The sequence below is a fragment of the Phaeovulum veldkampii DSM 11550 genome, assembly GCF_003034995.1.
Taxonomy (GTDB): Bacteria; Pseudomonadota; Alphaproteobacteria; order Rhodobacterales; family Rhodobacteraceae; genus Phaeovulum; species Phaeovulum veldkampii.
Map to the genome: position 1 here is coordinate 124,893 of NZ_PZKF01000003.1, position 14,870 is coordinate 139,762.

12 protein-coding genes and 5 pseudogenes are annotated in these 14,870 nt (G+C 59.3%); 2 read left to right on the forward strand and 15 right to left on the reverse strand.

The features are described from left to right. Positions 1-9 precede the first annotated feature (9 nt). The 6 genes and pseudogenes from C5F46_RS17345 to C5F46_RS17025 all read right to left on the reverse strand — a co-directional run. Complete coding sequence (locus tag C5F46_RS17345; protein ID WP_107323736.1) at positions 10-516, reverse strand: hypothetical protein; 507 nt, start codon at positions 514-516, stop codon at positions 10-12. A gap of 1,206 nt (positions 517-1,722) precedes the next feature. Next, complete coding sequence (locus C5F46_RS17350) at positions 1,723-2,091, reverse strand: hypothetical protein (RefSeq protein WP_133618301.1); 369 nt, start codon at positions 2,089-2,091, stop codon at positions 1,723-1,725. 216 nt (positions 2,092-2,307) lie between these two features. Continuing rightward, positions 2,308-2,535: a hypothetical protein gene (locus C5F46_RS17355; protein WP_133618303.1), complete on the reverse strand. Its 228-nt coding sequence runs from the start codon at positions 2,533-2,535 to the stop codon at positions 2,308-2,310. A 312-nt stretch (positions 2,536-2,847) separates the two neighbouring features. After that, a pseudogene (locus C5F46_RS17360) lies at positions 2,848-3,195 on the reverse strand (phage tail tape measure protein); the annotation flags it as partial. Further along, a complete protein-coding gene (locus C5F46_RS17365; RefSeq protein WP_268935646.1) occupies positions 3,188-3,319 on the reverse strand; it encodes a DUF7697 family protein in 132 nt (43 codons plus the stop codon). The pseudogene C5F46_RS17360 and the gene C5F46_RS17365, both read right to left, overlap by 8 nt. 98 nt (positions 3,320-3,417) lie before the next feature. Next, positions 3,418-3,621, reverse strand: a pseudogene (locus tag C5F46_RS17025) (hypothetical protein); the annotation flags it as partial. On the opposite strand from C5F46_RS17025, the pseudogene C5F46_RS02280 reads away from it, so the two are divergent. After that, a pseudogene (locus C5F46_RS02280) lies at positions 3,622-3,726 on the forward strand (DUF3489 domain-containing protein); the annotation flags it as partial. Positions 3,727-3,730: 4 nt separating this feature from the next. On the opposite strand, the gene C5F46_RS02285 reads toward C5F46_RS02280, so the two are convergent. The 7 genes and pseudogenes from C5F46_RS02285 to C5F46_RS02315 form a co-directional block, all read right to left on the reverse strand. Next, positions 3,731-3,934, reverse strand: a complete 204-nt coding sequence (locus C5F46_RS02285; protein ID WP_107323738.1) for a hypothetical protein — start codon at positions 3,932-3,934, stop codon at positions 3,731-3,733. Beyond that, positions 3,918-4,391: pseudogene (locus C5F46_RS02290) on the reverse strand (ParB/Srx family N-terminal domain-containing protein); the annotation flags it as partial. The gene C5F46_RS02285 and the pseudogene C5F46_RS02290, both read right to left, overlap by 17 nt. Positions 4,392-4,824: 433 nt before the next feature. After that, a complete protein-coding gene (locus C5F46_RS02295) occupies positions 4,825-7,275 on the reverse strand; it encodes a type I restriction endonuclease subunit R (RefSeq protein WP_235820058.1) in 2,451 nt (816 codons plus the stop codon). Next, entirely contained in the window at positions 7,272-9,662 is a 2,391-nt protein-coding gene (locus tag C5F46_RS02300) for a type I restriction-modification system subunit M (RefSeq protein WP_107323739.1), read from the reverse strand. The genes C5F46_RS02295 and C5F46_RS02300 overlap by 4 nt, the downstream gene beginning before the upstream one ends. A gap of 131 nt (positions 9,663-9,793) precedes the next feature. Beyond that, positions 9,794-11,524, reverse strand: a complete 1,731-nt coding sequence (locus C5F46_RS02305; RefSeq protein WP_107323740.1) for an N-6 DNA methylase — start codon at positions 11,522-11,524, stop codon at positions 9,794-9,796. Between the two features lie 13 nt (positions 11,525-11,537). After that, positions 11,538-11,819 carry a hypothetical protein gene (locus C5F46_RS02310; protein ID WP_107323741.1) on the reverse strand — a complete coding sequence of 94 codons (282 nt, stop codon included), beginning with the start codon at positions 11,817-11,819 and terminating at the stop codon, positions 11,538-11,540. Between the two features lie 98 nt (positions 11,820-11,917). Continuing rightward, positions 11,918-12,136 (reverse strand): annotated as a pseudogene (locus tag C5F46_RS02315) (hypothetical protein); the annotation flags it as partial. 37 nt (positions 12,137-12,173) lie between these two features. Here C5F46_RS02315 and C5F46_RS02320 point away from each other — a divergent pair. Beyond that, positions 12,174-13,382: a hypothetical protein gene (locus C5F46_RS02320; protein WP_107323742.1), complete on the forward strand. Its 1,209-nt coding sequence runs from the start codon at positions 12,174-12,176 to the stop codon at positions 13,380-13,382. 430 nt (positions 13,383-13,812) lie between these two features. Here C5F46_RS02320 and C5F46_RS02325 read toward each other — a convergent pair whose 3' ends face one another. Both C5F46_RS02325 and C5F46_RS02330 read right to left on the reverse strand, forming a co-directional pair. Beyond that, entirely contained in the window at positions 13,813-14,505 is a 693-nt protein-coding gene (locus tag C5F46_RS02325; RefSeq protein WP_107323743.1) for an ABC transporter ATP-binding protein, read from the reverse strand. A gap of 3 nt (positions 14,506-14,508) precedes the next feature. Then, on the reverse strand, positions 14,509-14,870 hold a 362-nt coding region (locus tag C5F46_RS02330), incomplete at its 5' end, for an ABC transporter permease (RefSeq protein ID WP_146160209.1).

Here is a 14,870-nt window from a genome sequence, read left to right on the forward strand (position 1 = left end):
GCCAACAACTCAACGTTGTCCGAAAGCTTGTTCCCCGTGCCCACGTTTCACATCCCCCGAAAGCTCATCATCGGTGACTTGCGCATTGCCGAAGGTGATCTGCTCACAGCGCCTGGTGTCGCAATCGTTCTCGCCGAACCAGGGGCAGGAAAAACTGCGCTGCTGGCCAGTCTCGCGGCGCGCTTTGGCACAACGCCAATCAAGGCAAGCATCTTCGAAAGAACGACTGCGCCCTGCATTGTCGTCGATGCTTTCGATGAGGTTGCTCGCATTGATCCGACAGGCCTTCATCGCGCTTTGAAAGAGCTGCGACATACCGGGGCTGATCGCACAATCCTGTCGAGTCGATCCGGGGAATGGAGCGACGCCGACACCCGCCTGCTGCATGACATCATGGGTATCGAGCCAATCCTCGCCAGATTGATTCCTTTTGATCAAGACGAGCAGGCGCTGCTTTTTCGCCATCGCCATGCTGACGCCAGCTTCGAGAATTTCCTCTCCGATGCCGCACGTCACGACCTAACTCATCTCCTTGGCAATCCAGAGTTCCTGAATCTGTTCGCGGATGCGTTCGTTCAGGCCGGAGGCCGATTCACGAACCGACATGAGATCTTCGGCGACGCGGTTCGCTATCTGGCTCGCGAAACAAATAGGTCGGTTTCTACACGTGATGCGCCCACGGCAGAGCAACGTATCGCTTTTGCGGACGAGGTCTTTGCTCGGCTCCTTTTGTCAGGTTCCGATGGCGTATCAACGACCGATCTCGCCGAAGGCTCGACGTTTTCCCGTATCCAAGACCTTGGACTGCCCGACCAACGGGTCGCTTCAATCCTCGACACCCGCCTTTTCCGTCCCGCCGCGGGCGCTGATCGACATGAACCCGTTCACCGCATCGTTGCTGAGCATTGTGCAGCCCGGGCGCTTGTCCAACGGATTGACGATCCTGCAAATACATTCACTGTGAAGCAGTGTCTCAGCCTCGTGGCACCCAACGGTGCCACCCGTGATGACCTTCGTGGTCTCCTTGGTTGGATGGCGGCATTGGGAAGCCAGAATGTCCAGGATGCGGCAATCGATGTTGACCCCTATGCAGTCCTCTCAAACGGGGATCCATCGCGTCTCTCGGTTAGGTCCAGACATCGACTCCTTGAAGCCCTGGGCAAACTGGAGGCCGATGATCCCTTTTTCCGCCGTGTAGATCGCTGGCGAAGTTTCAGCGCTTCGGGGTTCTTCTCTCCCGACATCGTTGATGCGATCCGCCCGATGATCGTGCGCGAAGGCGGAGGAGACTTGCGCGCGTTGCTCCTCGAGCTTCTGTCGGGTTCGCCAGCCGTCACTTTGCTGCGTCCTGAACTGGAAGCGATCGTGCTGGACGCCGCCGCCACGCCACAGTGCAGGCAGGCAGCGCTCGATTGCCTCGTCAATGCGAAACTCGACCTGGCATTCATGGTCGATCCACTTATCGCGTCTGCCACGAACGAGGCGCTGCGTCTTGCTGCAAAGATCGTTGGCTATCTGGGCGTAGCTCGGTTACCTCGCGAAAAGCTTCGCGACCTGCTTCTGGCCTGCGCCAACTTGTACCCGGCTGATCCGAGAGAGCGCGAACGCGTGATCGGATCACGGTACTTCATTCGAAGCCTAGTGCGGGACTTCGACGCTGATCTGTGTGGTTGGCTGCTTGACGAGATTTCGCAGGGCGTGGCGTGCACCTGCGGTGCGCGTTCAGGGGAATGTCACTGCCGAGATGGCATCAGCAAGATTGTTGGGCATCTCCTTGACAGATTTTTCGACATCGCCGAGGCGCCGTGGGATCCTGCGAGGATCTGGCGCTGGCTGAAACCACTTAACTTCCACCGCTCGGCCAGTGCGAAGGATAGCGCAGCAATCCGCGTCCTGCAGGAGGAACACCACCTGCGGCGTGAAATTCAGCTGCTGATCTTCGAGGGGCTGACCACTCGGGAGGCCATGATCGACCAAGGGATCGACCGCTATGGCCATGCGGGGTTGTCTTTTCATTATGACGATATCCGGCCGATGATGGATCACGCAATTGCGACAGGCAATGTCGAACTTTGGGACTTTTTCGTTCACTCGCACAACTTCTATCGAGCACGAGGGGAAAGGGGCCCGGACGAGCTTCGAAATTATGCTCGACAGCAAGCGCTTCAGAATCCGGATTTCCTCGCCAGGTGGGCACTAAGACAACGCCAACAATTCCGTGGCTGGCGGCAAAACCGCGAACGGCGCTATCGCTTTCAGGCCCGTCGGCGGCGTCGAGAGCGCGCAGCTGAAGGCAAGGCGGTCAGATCACTGACCAGAGATCGCGGCATCATCGAAGCCGGCCAACACAAAGGCTGGCTGAGCTACATCGCGCGCTGTTACCTGGTTCAACCGAACGACATGGACGAGCTTACGCGTGGGTTGATCGACGTAGACGCGTCCCTGCGGAACTTTCTCCGCACTGTCGGCGATGACATCCCGACCTTGGAACAGTGTGCGTTGGGTATCGCTCGCGCAAGCGTTGTCAGGCTTCATGCAGCCTGCGTAGCCGAGTTCAGGGTCACCGCAGACCTGTCGCAAATTGATCGGCGCATTCTCGCTGCAGTTCGCACAGATATTGGCGGATACAATTGGGGCAGTGAGGGTGAACGCGAGCTATTCGAGGAAGCGGTCGACGCAACGCTTTTTTGCAACGCGGCCGATGCAGACGCGTTCATAACAGGGTACGTTGAAGCTCAGCTCGCCTCTGGCAGCGAAACGGCAGACGTAAGTTGGCTGGAACGAAAGCCAACGTTCCAATTCTTACTGCCAACTCGTCCTTTGGAATGGTTGCGCAAGTTTCCGGCCATCGCACACCATCCCTTGCTCGATCCCGACCGTCCGCGCCCCGGCCGACCAGCGTTGCAGCGCCTCGGGCGTCGCATTGGCGACCTGCGCGAATTGACGGATCTGCGCGGCACTCTCGGCGGTGGAGCGGACGATCAGGCCGAGCGAGGCTGTCGCCGCTGCGGCTGCGGCCCCGAGGGCAAGCCCCGCCCGGCGTGCGAAAGCAGCAAGCCGGGTGTTGGCCAGTTCCATCTCGCGCGACAGGCGGCCGAAGCCGCGCGCCCCGGCCTCGCCCACCCCTTCCAGTTCGGCACGCACGCGTCTTCCGCCCTCCGCCACGAGGCGGACGGAGACCTTCTTCTCAGCCATTCCGGCGTCCTTCCATCTGCTCGTTCAGTTTGCGAACCATCACCGCCTCGATCTCGGGCAGCAGTTCGGCGGCTATCAGCGCGTTGACGCCAAGCGCTTGCGCCAGTGAAAGCGCGGCACCCATGTCCCATCCGATGACGGCACCCGGCGCGATGCGCAACTGGCCGCCGAGGCGCTGGGTCAGGTCCCAGACCTGCCATCCCTCGACGGTTTGCGGCCGGTTCAGTCTTGCGGGGCAGTCGGGGCAGGGGCCTGCGCAGGCCGCGCAGTAGCCGTCGCCCCCGCCGAAGGACCAGTCGGCGAGGGCGCGGAGGCGTTTTTTTCCTGATCCAGCATCAGGCCGCGGGCGACGTATTGCGCCTGGAAGGCCTCGAACACGGGCCAGATTTCCAAGAGGGCATCGATCCCGGTCGGGCTGACCGGGACAGGGGCTGCATCTCTGGCGCCCTGAAGAAAAAGCTGGGTCTGCCCATCGCAGCGGAAAAGGTCGAGGGCAGGGGGAAGGTGTACCGGCTCCCCGAAGGTAGCTGATCGATCAGCAGTAGTCGTCCATGCAGTCGTCGTAGCTGTCGCCGGTCAGTTCACAGAAAGTCTTGAGGGCCCCCTGCAGGGTAAAATACTGGTGTTCGCTGCGGTGGTAGAAGAATTCGCCGCGGACACCGACATGCGCGACCGCCCAGTCCTTGATCGCATTGTCGCTAGGATCGTGCGTAAGGACCACGAGGCTGTCCTCGGTCATCCTCGCCCTCGACCGGGCCATCCCCGCCCAGCGCCTCGGGATCCTGCAGCAGGGCGTCTAGGTCATCGTCGCTGATGCCCAAGAGCGTCAGGTCGAAATCCTCGGCCAGCAGCCCTGCGATCTCGTCACGCAAGACCGCCTCATCCCATTCGCCCAGTTCGGTCAGCTTGTTGTCGGCGATCCGGTAGGCCCGGCGTTCCGCCTCGTCGAGATGGCTGAGCCGGATCACCGGTACCTCGGTCAGCCCGAGCATGGTCGCGGCCAGCACCCTGCCATGGCCCGCGATCAGTTCGCCGTCGTCGGCCACCATGCAGGGCACGGTCCAGCCGAACTTCGCCATGCTGGCGGCGATCTTCGCCACCTGGTCGTCACCGTGCATCTTGGCATTGCGGGCATAGGGGCGCAGCCGGGCAATCGGCCAGGACTCAACCTGGCTAGGCGCGAAGACGAGGTCCATGGGGCGGGGCTCGGGATGTGGGGGAGGGGAAATGAAAAGCGCCCGCTAGGGGGTTCCTCCGGGCGCAATTCTTCGATGATCAAGGGGTAGGTCAATGGGGGCAGGTCTGTCAACCCGAAAAGTGAAGCGGATTCAACGGCTTCTGACGAATTGGCTTTTCGGGGTGGCTTCCGGCCACCTGGCTTCCCCGGAGGTGGCTTCCCTGGCTTCCCGCCTGGAATCCACCTCGTCCAGATCGTGATTCCGCAAGCCGCTGATCTGACTCAAGATTTCCGGCGTCAGCGCGCAAGGTGGCTTCCGCCTGGCTTCCCCGGTGAAAACGCCTCACGCTAGCGAACCGCCGCGCTGCGCCCCCCCGCATACATACGGGGCCGGGGAGGAACCATGCCGTGGGGGGATGGGGCGGTGAACCCCATCGCCCATCGCCTTTGCGTCAAGCGTTGGGTCGGTTGTCGAGGTTCTTGTTAAGCACCTGCTCGATGTTCTGGCTCCAGGCCGCTTTGAACGCCGGATCCGAGGCAAACAGCTTGTAGAGCTCTAACTCGTCCTTCCGCCTTTTCAGCATCACATCCTGCAGCATCTTTTCTAATGCGAGACCACGATTGTAGGGGTCAGCATTGTCCTCGTACTTGGCGGTGTAGTCCGGGTGAGCACGGATGCTGTTGACGATATTGACGAATTTGACCCGCTGCTCCTCTGGCGTCGCGCTCCAGCCCTGAAACCACCGCTCGTTGAAACTGCGAATGATGTCATCGAGAGGGTCGGTTTCCGGATCGCCGTCGCGGTTGCCACGCGGGTTCGGGTTTTGCGGAGTCAGTTCCGTATCCGACGCATCAAGACCGATTTCATGGTTCAGCTTTGTGCGCTCAAGGCCGTAGGACGACAGATCAACGGCCTCCAGCAGTTCATCAAGCATGTCCTGGTTGGGATCCTTGATCTTCAGCTTGGGGATCAGGAACTTCAGCAGCCAGAACAGCTTCTCCCATTCCAGCACTTCAAACGGGATGATAGATGCCATCTGACCGTAGATCTTCACGAACTGTTTGGCCTTGATCTTGAAGTCGATCTTCTCGGCGTCAGGCAGCTCCAATTCGGCGTTGAAACGGTTGGCCGCGATATCGATGATCGGGCTGAGGGTCTGGGCATCTTCACCGGCAAAGTACCGGGTCACGAAGTCTTCGACCTCCTGCCATTCGTACACGCCCACTTGGTCCAGCGCGTCCTTCAGTTCGTGCAGCACGTTGACATCGGTTGCCTCGGACAGCGTAGTCACGGTGTAGAAAGGGTCGAAGGCCGCCTTGATGTCGTCGACGCTGTTGAAGAAGTCGAGGATGAACAGGTCTTCTGTCCGTTTGCCCAGCTTGGGGGCGGAACGGTTCAGTCGGGACAGGGCCTGGACGGCCAGCACGAACTGCAACTTCTTGTCCACATACATCGCGGTCAGCTTGGGCTGGTCGAATCCGGTCAGGTACTTGTTCGCCACGATCAGCAGCCGATAATCGTCGGTGTCGAACTTGTCCCGCGTTTCGCTTTCGGGAAAGCCGTTCATGTCGGCTTCCGTGTATTTTACCCCATCGACGGTCTTTTCGCCTGAAAAGGCGATCAGCGCCTTGAACGGGTTTCCTTGCGCATCAAGCAGCTTGGTCACCGCCTTGTAGTAGCGGATCGCGGCTTCGATGTTCTGGGTGATGATCATCCCCTTGGCCTTGCCGCGCAGCTTCTTCGTGTTCACGACCTGCGGGATGAAGTGGTCCAGCATGATCTCGGCCTTGGTGTTGATCGTGTGCTGGCTGCGTTCGACATAGGCGCGCAGTTTCTTCTGGGCCTTCTTGGTGTCGAACAACGGGTTCTCTTCCACCGATTTCTGGATTTCGTAATAGCTTTTGTAGGTTGTGTAGTTGGCCAGCACGTTGAGGATGAAGCCCTCTTCGATGGCCTGTTTCATGCTGTAAAGGTGGAACGGCTTGAAGCTGCCATCCGCCTGGCGCTCTCCGAATTTCTCAAGTGTGGTCGCCTTGGGCGTGGCGGTGAACGCAAGATACGATGCGTTGCCGCGCATCTTGCGCGATTGCATCGCCGCCAAGATGCGGTCTTGCGGATCGTCCTCGTCTGGGTCCACATCGCCCGCACCCATCGCGCGATTCATGTTGTCATGGGCCTGGCCGCTTTGGCCACTATGCGCCTCGTCGATGATCACCGCGAACCGCTTGTCGCTGAGGTCAGCAATGCCGTCGATGATGAAGGGGAACTTCTGAATCGTTGTGATGATGATCTTTTTGCCGTTTTCCAGAGCCGCTTTCAGGTCGGCCGAGCGCAGGGCCGGGGCAACGATGTTCTTGACCTCGGAGAAATCCTTGATGTTGTCGCGCAGCTGCTTGTCCAGCAACCGGCGGTCCGTGACCACGATGACACTGTCGAACAGCGGCTGGTCCAGACCGCGCGCGCCGGGCAGGCTGGTGCTTTTGGGATAGGCTTCGATCAGCTGATACGCCGCCCATGTGATCGAGTTCGATTTGCCCGAACCCGCCGAATGCTGGATCAGATAGCTGTGGCCGACGCCATTGGTGGACGCATGGTCCAACAGGCGGCGCACCACGTCCAACTGCTGATAGCGGGGGAAGATCAGCGATTTCTTTGCCAGCGGATCGGCAGTCTTGCCCTCCAGCAGCACGAAATGCTGGATTATGCCTGCAAGGCTGGCGGGCAGGAATACCTCTTCCCACAGATAGGCGGTCTTGTGGCCGTGCGGGTTGGGCGGGTTGCCCTCGCCGTTGTTGTGGCCCTTGTTGAACGGCAGGAAAAAGGTGGCAGGCCCGGCCAGTTTGGTCGCCATGAACACCTCGTCGGTGTCCGCAGCCATAGGGTAGCCATAGGTGTCCATCATTCGACCTCCGACAGCGCCGCGACCGGCACACCCAGAATGTCCGAGATCAGCCCATCCGCCTGCTGTTCCAGCGCCAGAATGTCCGCGGTCACCTTGTCCAGGCCCCGCAGGGGTTTGTGGCGGTAGAAGTATTTGTTGAAGCTGATCTCATACCCGATCTTGACCGTGTCGAGGTTGATCCAGGCCTCGTCGACATGCGGCTTCACCTCGGCCTTGAAATAGCGGTGGATGCTGTCTTTCAGCGGCACAGACTCGCTATCGCGCAGGTCGGCGTTGGAGGCGTAGGTCAGCCAGCTGCCATCGGGCTGCTTGTACAGGCCAAAGTCGCCCAGATCCGCCACTTCGCAACCCAGCCGCGCCGTCACCGCTGCAAGCTCGGCCCCCGACAGGCGCAGCGATTTGTCGATGACCTTTTCGGCGTCTTCGGCATACCAGCTGACAGCGTTCAGGATGGCGTTCTTCTCGGTCGCCGACAGCTTGATCTTGCGGGCCTTCAGCGCCTTGTTCACGCGTTCGACAAAGGCGTTGTAATCGGCGGATTCCTCAGTGCCGATGGCCTGCATCAGCGTGTGGCCATGGGCCAGCAATTCGCGCAGGCGCTTCCAGTTGCCGGTATCCAGCAGTTTGGCGCGGGCGCTGGCGTTCAGGCTGATGCCCTGTTCCTCGCACCAGACCATGATCGGCTTGGCCTGTTCTTTCAGAAAGCCCGCGTCATAGACCGCATCGCCATGGGTTTCCCACAGATGCTCCATCGGTTCCCGCAGGGATTTTTCGAACCGCAGAGGGGCCAGCCGTTCGGCGTTGAACTGCGCACGGCGGCGGTCGGGTCGTTCGATGGTGACCTTGTGATAGCCGAAATCGGTGTTGTCGAAGATCTGCACCGCAATGCCGGTGGGATCGCCATTCGCGTCGAGCTGGCGTTCGACCGCCTGGAAAGTAAGGTAGGCCCTGGTGATCGCCTCGATATGTTCGGGCGCGAATTCGCAGTTCTTGTCGCCAAGGTTCTTGCGCAGCTTGCGGTACAGCAGGTTGGCGTCGATCAACTGCACGCGGCCCTGTCTGTCGGCGGGTTTGGCGTTGGTCAGCAGCCAGATGTAGGTGGTGATGCCAGTGTTGTAGAACAGGTTGTTCGGCAGCTGGATGATGGTGTCGAGCAGGTCGTTTTCGATGATGTGGCGGCGGATGTTCGACTCGCCGCTGCCCGCGTCGCCGGTGAACAGACTGGAGCCGTTGTGAACGCTGGCGATGCGTGCGCCGACAGCACTGTCCTTGGTGGACTTCATTTTGCCCACCATTTCCATCAGAAACAGCAACTGGCCGTCGCTGGAGCGGGGGGTGGCGTCCCTGGTTTCGATGGTGCCCCAGTAATCGGCCAGTTCGACCTTGAAGCGCGGGTCGATGACGTCGTTGCCGTCCTTGATGTGCTTCAGCTCGCTGTTCCAGCTTTTGCCGTAGGGCGGGTTGGACAGCATGAAATCGAAGCGCTGGGCGGCGAATTCGTCGGTTGATAGGGTCGAGCCGACCTTGATGTTCTCCGGGTTGTTACCCTTGATCATCATGTCGGATTTGCAGATGGCATAGGTCTCGTCGTTGATTTCCTTGCCGTACAGGTAGACGTCGCCGGTGGCCTTGATCGAGCCATCAGGGTCGATGACGTAGTTCTGCGATTCCGTCAGCATGCCGCCGCTGCCGCAGGCGGGGTCATAGATGGTCATGACCGGGGGCAGGCGGTCCTTGATCGGGTCAAAGACCAGGTGCGTCATCAGGTGGATCACCTCGCGCGGGGTAAAATGCTCCCCGGCCTCTTCGTTGTTTTCTTCGTTGAACTTGCGGATCAGCTCTTCGAAGACATAGCCCATGCCAAGGTTGCTGAGGGCCGGGAGCGTGTTGCCATCAGGGTCTTCGACCGGGTGCGGCGTGAGGTTGATGTAGGGCGAGATGAACTTTTCCAACACGTCCAGCAGGACCTGCTTGTTCGCCATGTGCCGCATCTGCTCCAGCAGCTTGAAACGCGAAATGATCTCTTTGACGTTGTCAGAGAAGCCGTTCAGGTAATCTTCGACATTGGCCAGCAGGATCTGCTGATTGTTGGTGGCTGTGGCGTGCAGCTGCTTCAGCGTCCACTTGCTGGTGTTGAAGAAGACATAGCCGGAAGCGGCCTTGAGCGGGGCATCGTCCAGTTCCGTCGCCTTCATTTCGTCTTTCTGAAAGCGAACTTCTTCCAGGACGGCAGCCTTGGTGGGTTCAAGCAGTGTGTCTAGGCGGCGGAGTACCACCATTGGCAGAATGACATCGCGATACTTGCCGCGGACATAGACGTCACGAAGGCAGTCATCCGCGATGGACCAGATGAAGGAGACAAGCTTGTTGTGGGCAAATTGGTTCATGGGTGGGTTCAGCAGTCCTGTTGTCATGCCGGTACGTGGGGCGCGGCAATTTTGTTAATCGAATTAGGCGGTTGGCCCTCGATGCTGTCAGTCACCGTATGAGGTGAACAATGATGTCGCAACGGGTTGGTTCAATCTTGGGGCGATCGCAGCTCTGCGTGGGGCCAGTTCGACCGCCGCGCTGTGACGATCTGGGCCTTGAGCTGCTCGATCTGTCTGTAGAGAGCCTGGCGCTCCGCCACCGCAGCCGCAACTTTTGCCTGCGTTTCCTTGTCAGGCAGTGGAATTGCCAAACTTTTCAGGTCTTTCATCGCAATTGTCTGAATCGCAGAGCCCCCAGCCAAAGACTTCAAATGCTCCTGCACCACCTCATCCGACAGATATTCGTAGAGGACGTGTGGGGAGAGCTTATGCCTGCCTTTGAGACGCAGGATCATCAGAGACTGGCCAGCTGCCCAGATGGTCGATGATCCGTCCGCTGGCACGTCGTCAGGCACGATTCCGACCTTGCCGACAGCACCTTTGAAAGCAATCAGCACATCACCCGGCCGCAGTACCTGATTGGCGGCCTTTCGGAACTGCACCCGATCAACGGAAATCGTGCGCGACGGATCAGAGACATTGCCGTTCTCTGCAATGTCCGCCGGTGCCGCCTCAAGAACGATGTACTCGCCGCCTTCCTGTTGGGTGAGCGCCGCTGGCCTGATCATTTCAACCAGTTCCGAAAGTTCAGCAACCTCTGACTTCGCAAGCAATTGGGCAATCGCATCACGGGCGTGGCGATCAAGGTAGCGATCAATCGTAAGGGTGTAGCCTTCTTCCTTGATGCTAAGCACGTCGATGTCACGTGCGAATGCTTCGTTCCCTGTCAGTTCGACAGCTGGAAGCTCTGACCAAGCAACGCCTTTGCGAATTTCCAGTCGACCACGCTCCCGTCGGGAAGCGAACTGTTCATCGGTAAGGTTGACGAAGCGGATCGCCGCGTGGCTGGTCCCCTTCGGTGAGAGCAGGAGGAGCGCTGTATTGATCGACGTATTTTGAAACATCATACTCGGCCCAATGCCCATGACCGCGTGCAGACGGCCAGAGTGCACCAGCTCCTCGCGAGCAATCGCTTCAACTCCGACGGCGCGGAACAACGCCCCTTCGGTGACAGCCAAGACAGTTCGCCCTCTCGCGTTCTGCAGAGCATCGGCAATTGCAACGGTTTCGCTGGATATGCGACCATGCCGCCCGCCGAAAACCCCCAAGTGGGAGAGCGTGGCTTCAGGTACGTCTCCAGCGCGAGACATATCAAAGCCAAACGGCGGCATGATAAGTTCGACATCGAAATAAGGTTGGCCTGAACGCGTCCAAGGGTTCGATTTGCTGAACTTGATGTCGAGGTCAAAGATTGCGGCCAACTGTCCGAGAATACGGCTGTCCTGCTCCCAGCCTGCATATTCTATGATGGTTGGCTGTGCATATGTTTTGCGATCAATAGCGAAAAGCAGTGCTGGTCTAAGGCTTGCCGGGTAAGAAAAACGTGCACTTTGCGCGTTTCCCAATAGGCCAAGAAGCTCTTGTGCCGCGTCCTGCCGGATCCAAAACTCACCAAAGTCGCGGCTCGCATTGGCGTCCAACATCGCGCACACGTCGGACAGTCGAAGCTCCAGTGGCGAGTCAAGAAGTGCTTTGGCGGCAACCTGGATCAGTGCGGCGCTGCTCGGCTGCTCATGACCGTACGCGACGGAGGCTGTGTCACTCCAATCCTCTCCCTCTCCCTTATTAAGGTTCGCGGCGGTTTCGATGATCGCGGTCACGATTTGGCTGGAAGAAAGTGACGAACCACGCAGATTGTTCAGGATTTCATGAAAGGTCATGTAAATTCCAAAGTCAGGAGTTAATTGTTTTTGTCATCGCCCGGCAAAAGCTGTCGGCTCGGTACGTGGTGACCAAGCTGTCACCTGCCGCGACTACGACAACGCCACCTTTGCGGTCGGCGTCGTCGAGGAACTTCAGCTTTCGCCGCAGCTCTGACATCTCTGCGCGGATGGTCTTGGTGTCGAGGACATACCGATCTCCTTCAATACGGCCGAGGTCTAGGGCAAGGCTGACCAGCTCCTTGCGGATGCCGCGTTGGTTCATGCGAGCGTGAATGTGTGTGGTGGTGTGCATCGGTCGCCTCCTGTCGATGGATCATATATGAGACACGCCTCGGCAGAAATCAATAGCAAACTTAAAAAAGCAGCAGATAATTTTTAAGGCAGGGCTGTTTAGGTCGACCTGACCTGACTCGCACGCGCAGCAACCCACCACGGCCGCGTCTTCGGCATGGCCGCCGTCACCTCGACCTCCCGTAGCATCCCGCCCGCGATCAGCCCCTCGCGGACCCAGCCCAGCGCCTGCCACCAGTCGTCATAGCCGCGCCGGGCAGCCTCGATCTGCTGCGGATGCGGCGAGAAAGTGACCGGGCAGGCCAGGATGTCGATGGTTTTCCATGTGGCGCGAGCGCCTGGGCCGCGCACGCGGATGGGCGCCGCGATATTTGCAGAAAGCAGGCAGTGGGAAGGCGATCAGTCAGCCCGTAAGACGAGTCGTGGACAGGAGACTGTAACCGGTACGATCTCGCTGACCGTGGATTTCAAGTCGAGGATCGCGGAAGACAGTGCCCGGATTAGAGTAACACCTACCTCTGAGGTTCCTAGCGGGTTTGAAATCGAAGTCGTGGACGAAGCTGGCGGTACGACCGGTCGGAAGCCATTTGACGGGGTCGTGAATCTGAGCGTGCCGGTTCGTAAGGATGGGGAAAATCGCTTCGTCCTGACAGTGCATAATGCTGCAGGTCGAATTGTGGAGGACCTTACACGCGAGGTCACCATCGTTCGCACTCAGGCGAGCGCTGCCAGTATTCCCATGACATACACGCTCGCAGTGAAGACGCAGACGGGTACGGTTGGCTATGAGCGGAATCGTCTTGAGCCGATCCTGAAGAAGGGGACCGCACTACCTGCTGAAGGGCGGCATAGGTTTCGCGCTGGCAAACCGCTCAAAGCCGGGGAGGATGACTTCATCACTTTCGAATTCTACGAGATGCGTGAAGGTATCGATGATCCTGAGCGCAATCTTCATATTGGTGATTTCAGGATGAATGGACGGGAGGACCTGGAGCGAGGAGAGCGCATAAACCGCGGAGACGACCTGATTGTTCACTGGAAGATGAGTGACAATGGCACCCTAAGTTTCGCGGTCGAGTTGCCGCACCTCGGGCGCTTGATCGACTCTCATAATCTGTACCTCGCTCCGGGAGGACACATAAACTTCGACGGGCAACAGGGAGCAGAAGTGGCCTCTATGCTTTTGGAGCGGGCCGAAAACGACCTAGAGGAACTCAACGAGACGCTCGGCGGCAAGGCCGATCCGTCAGGGGATCTCCGGGCGCGAATAGAGCGCCTTGATGCCGCGCTCTCTACCTCTGTTGACGCCGATATCCGGTGGCGGCGACGCTACCGATATCGTCGAACTGGCACACATCCTTGGGAGTTGATGAGGCAGTGGCAGCGGCAGTTTGATCGGAATGTCTGGGGGAAAGTGATGGTTCTTTGGTGGGTGACCGTTGATGACATCAACGCCACATCAACCTGCGACTGCTGGCATCGCGCCGGTCTTGCGTGTGAGTCCGTGCGAATGCTGATGTTTGCGAGGACGAAAACTACGCCAGACCAAAGGCTTGCCTCGTAAGTCGCTGGTTTTTCTGATTATTCGGTTTTGCTCTTCCATGGGCTCATAACCTGAAGGCCGCAGGTTCAAATCCTGCCCCCGCAACCAAAATACCGTTGGATAACAAAGACTTGGAATCCGACAAAAACACTTGTGTATAGACACTCGCGTTTTACCTCAACGCCACCTCAACGTTTGACGAGTCCCCCTGAAACCCAGGGGGCTTTTTGCGTTTGTGGCGGCGGAGTAAAGCCGTGGCAGCACCACGCTATGGTCGATTCTAGCTCTGGCGTATGACGATTGCCAAGGGACGCTCGACTGATCGGCACTTCGCATGCTGATCGGCCGTAGGACGAAACTGACACTGAATTGCTGGTCCCAAGCGCGGCGCTGGACACGAGATAACGTGACGGCTTCGCGCGATGCAGGCGAGGTTGCAGGCTTGGCGGAGCTAGTCATCGGTCAGCCGCCCGTCGCGAAGGTGGATCAGCCGGTCGAAGCGGTCGAAGATTTTCTCGTCATGGGTCACTGTCAGGATGCAGGCTTCCTGCTCGGCGGCAAGCTTTCGCAGCAGGTCCATGACCAGTTGTGCGCGTTTGCTGTCCAATGCCGCCGTCGGCTCGTCCGCAAGGATGATCCGCGGGCGGTTGGCCAGCGCGCGTGCGATGGCAACCCGCTGCGCCTCGCCCCCCGACAGCAGCGCGGGCTTGACCGGGGCGCGGTGGCCGACCTCGAGATAGTCGAGAAGCTCTTTCGCCCGCTCTTTTCCCTCTTTTTCAGGTCGGCCTGCCAAGTCAAGCACGAGCGATACGTTCTCTGCCGCCGTCAGGAAGGGCAGCAGGTTGTGCGCTTGAAATATGAAGCCAATCTTGTCCAGCCGCAGACGGCGCAGATCGCTGCGCAGCCATTTGCCGTCAAAGACCGGATCACCATCCAGCACCACCCGGCCCGAGGACGGGTCAAGGATGCAGCCGATGATGTTCAAAAGCGTCGTCTTGCCAGACCCCGACGGCCCCAGAAGGGCGATCACCTCACCCGCGCGCACCTGTAGGTCAACCTGACGCAGCGCGTCGACGCGGGTTTCGCCCTCGCCGTAGTGCTTGGCCACGGCCTGCACATCGACCAGAATATCACCGATGGCCATGGCTCAGCCCCCCAGCGCGGTGGCAGGGTCCACCTTCAGCGCCGCACGCACGCCCAGACCGCTGGCGGCCAGACAGACCACGACGATGATCCCGGCCAGAACGGCCACGTTAAACGGTTCCAGCACCACGCGGCGCGGAAAGACATCCTTGACGAGCAGGATCAGAACCAGACCGATGCCCCAACCTGCGGTCCCAAGGATCAGCGATTGCTGTACGATCAGCCCGATGATGGTGCGGTCTGGGGCGCCGATCAGCTTCAGCGTGGCGATCTGCTTCAGCTTTTCCATGGTCATGGTGTAGATGATCAGCGCGATCACCACGGCCGACACCGCCAGGAGGATTCCCAGAAACAGCCCGATCTGAC

What these genes read in the sequence shown, in the direction of transcription:
- C5F46_RS17355 (WP_133618303.1), bottom strand. Translation starts at nt 2,535, where the DNA reads ATGAAGCCTGACAACGCTTGCGCGAGCGATACCCAACGCACACTGTTC.
- C5F46_RS17365 (WP_268935646.1), bottom strand. Translation starts at nt 3,319, where the DNA reads ATGGGTGCCGCGCTTTCACTGGCGCAAGCGCTTGGCGTCAACGCGCTG.
- C5F46_RS02285 (WP_107323738.1), bottom strand. Translation starts at nt 3,934, where the DNA reads ATGACCGAGGACAGCCTCGTGGTCCTTACGCACGATCCTAGCGACAAT.
- C5F46_RS02295 (WP_235820058.1), bottom strand. Translation starts at nt 7,275, where the DNA reads ATGATGGACACCTATGGCTACCCTATGGCTGCGGACACCGACGAGGTG.
- C5F46_RS02300 (WP_107323739.1), bottom strand. Translation starts at nt 9,662, where the DNA reads ATGAACCAATTTGCCCACAACAAGCTTGTCTCCTTCATCTGGTCCATC.
- C5F46_RS02305 (WP_107323740.1), bottom strand. Translation starts at nt 11,524, where the DNA reads ATGACCTTTCATGAAATCCTGAACAATCTGCGTGGTTCGTCACTTTCT.
- C5F46_RS02310 (WP_107323741.1), bottom strand. Translation starts at nt 11,819, where the DNA reads ATGCACACCACCACACACATTCACGCTCGCATGAACCAACGCGGCATC.
- C5F46_RS02320 (WP_107323742.1), top strand. Translation starts at nt 12,174, where the DNA reads ATGGGCGCCGCGATATTTGCAGAAAGCAGGCAGTGGGAAGGCGATCAG.
- C5F46_RS02325 (WP_107323743.1), bottom strand. Translation starts at nt 14,505, where the DNA reads ATGGCCATCGGTGATATTCTGGTCGATGTGCAGGCCGTGGCCAAGCAC.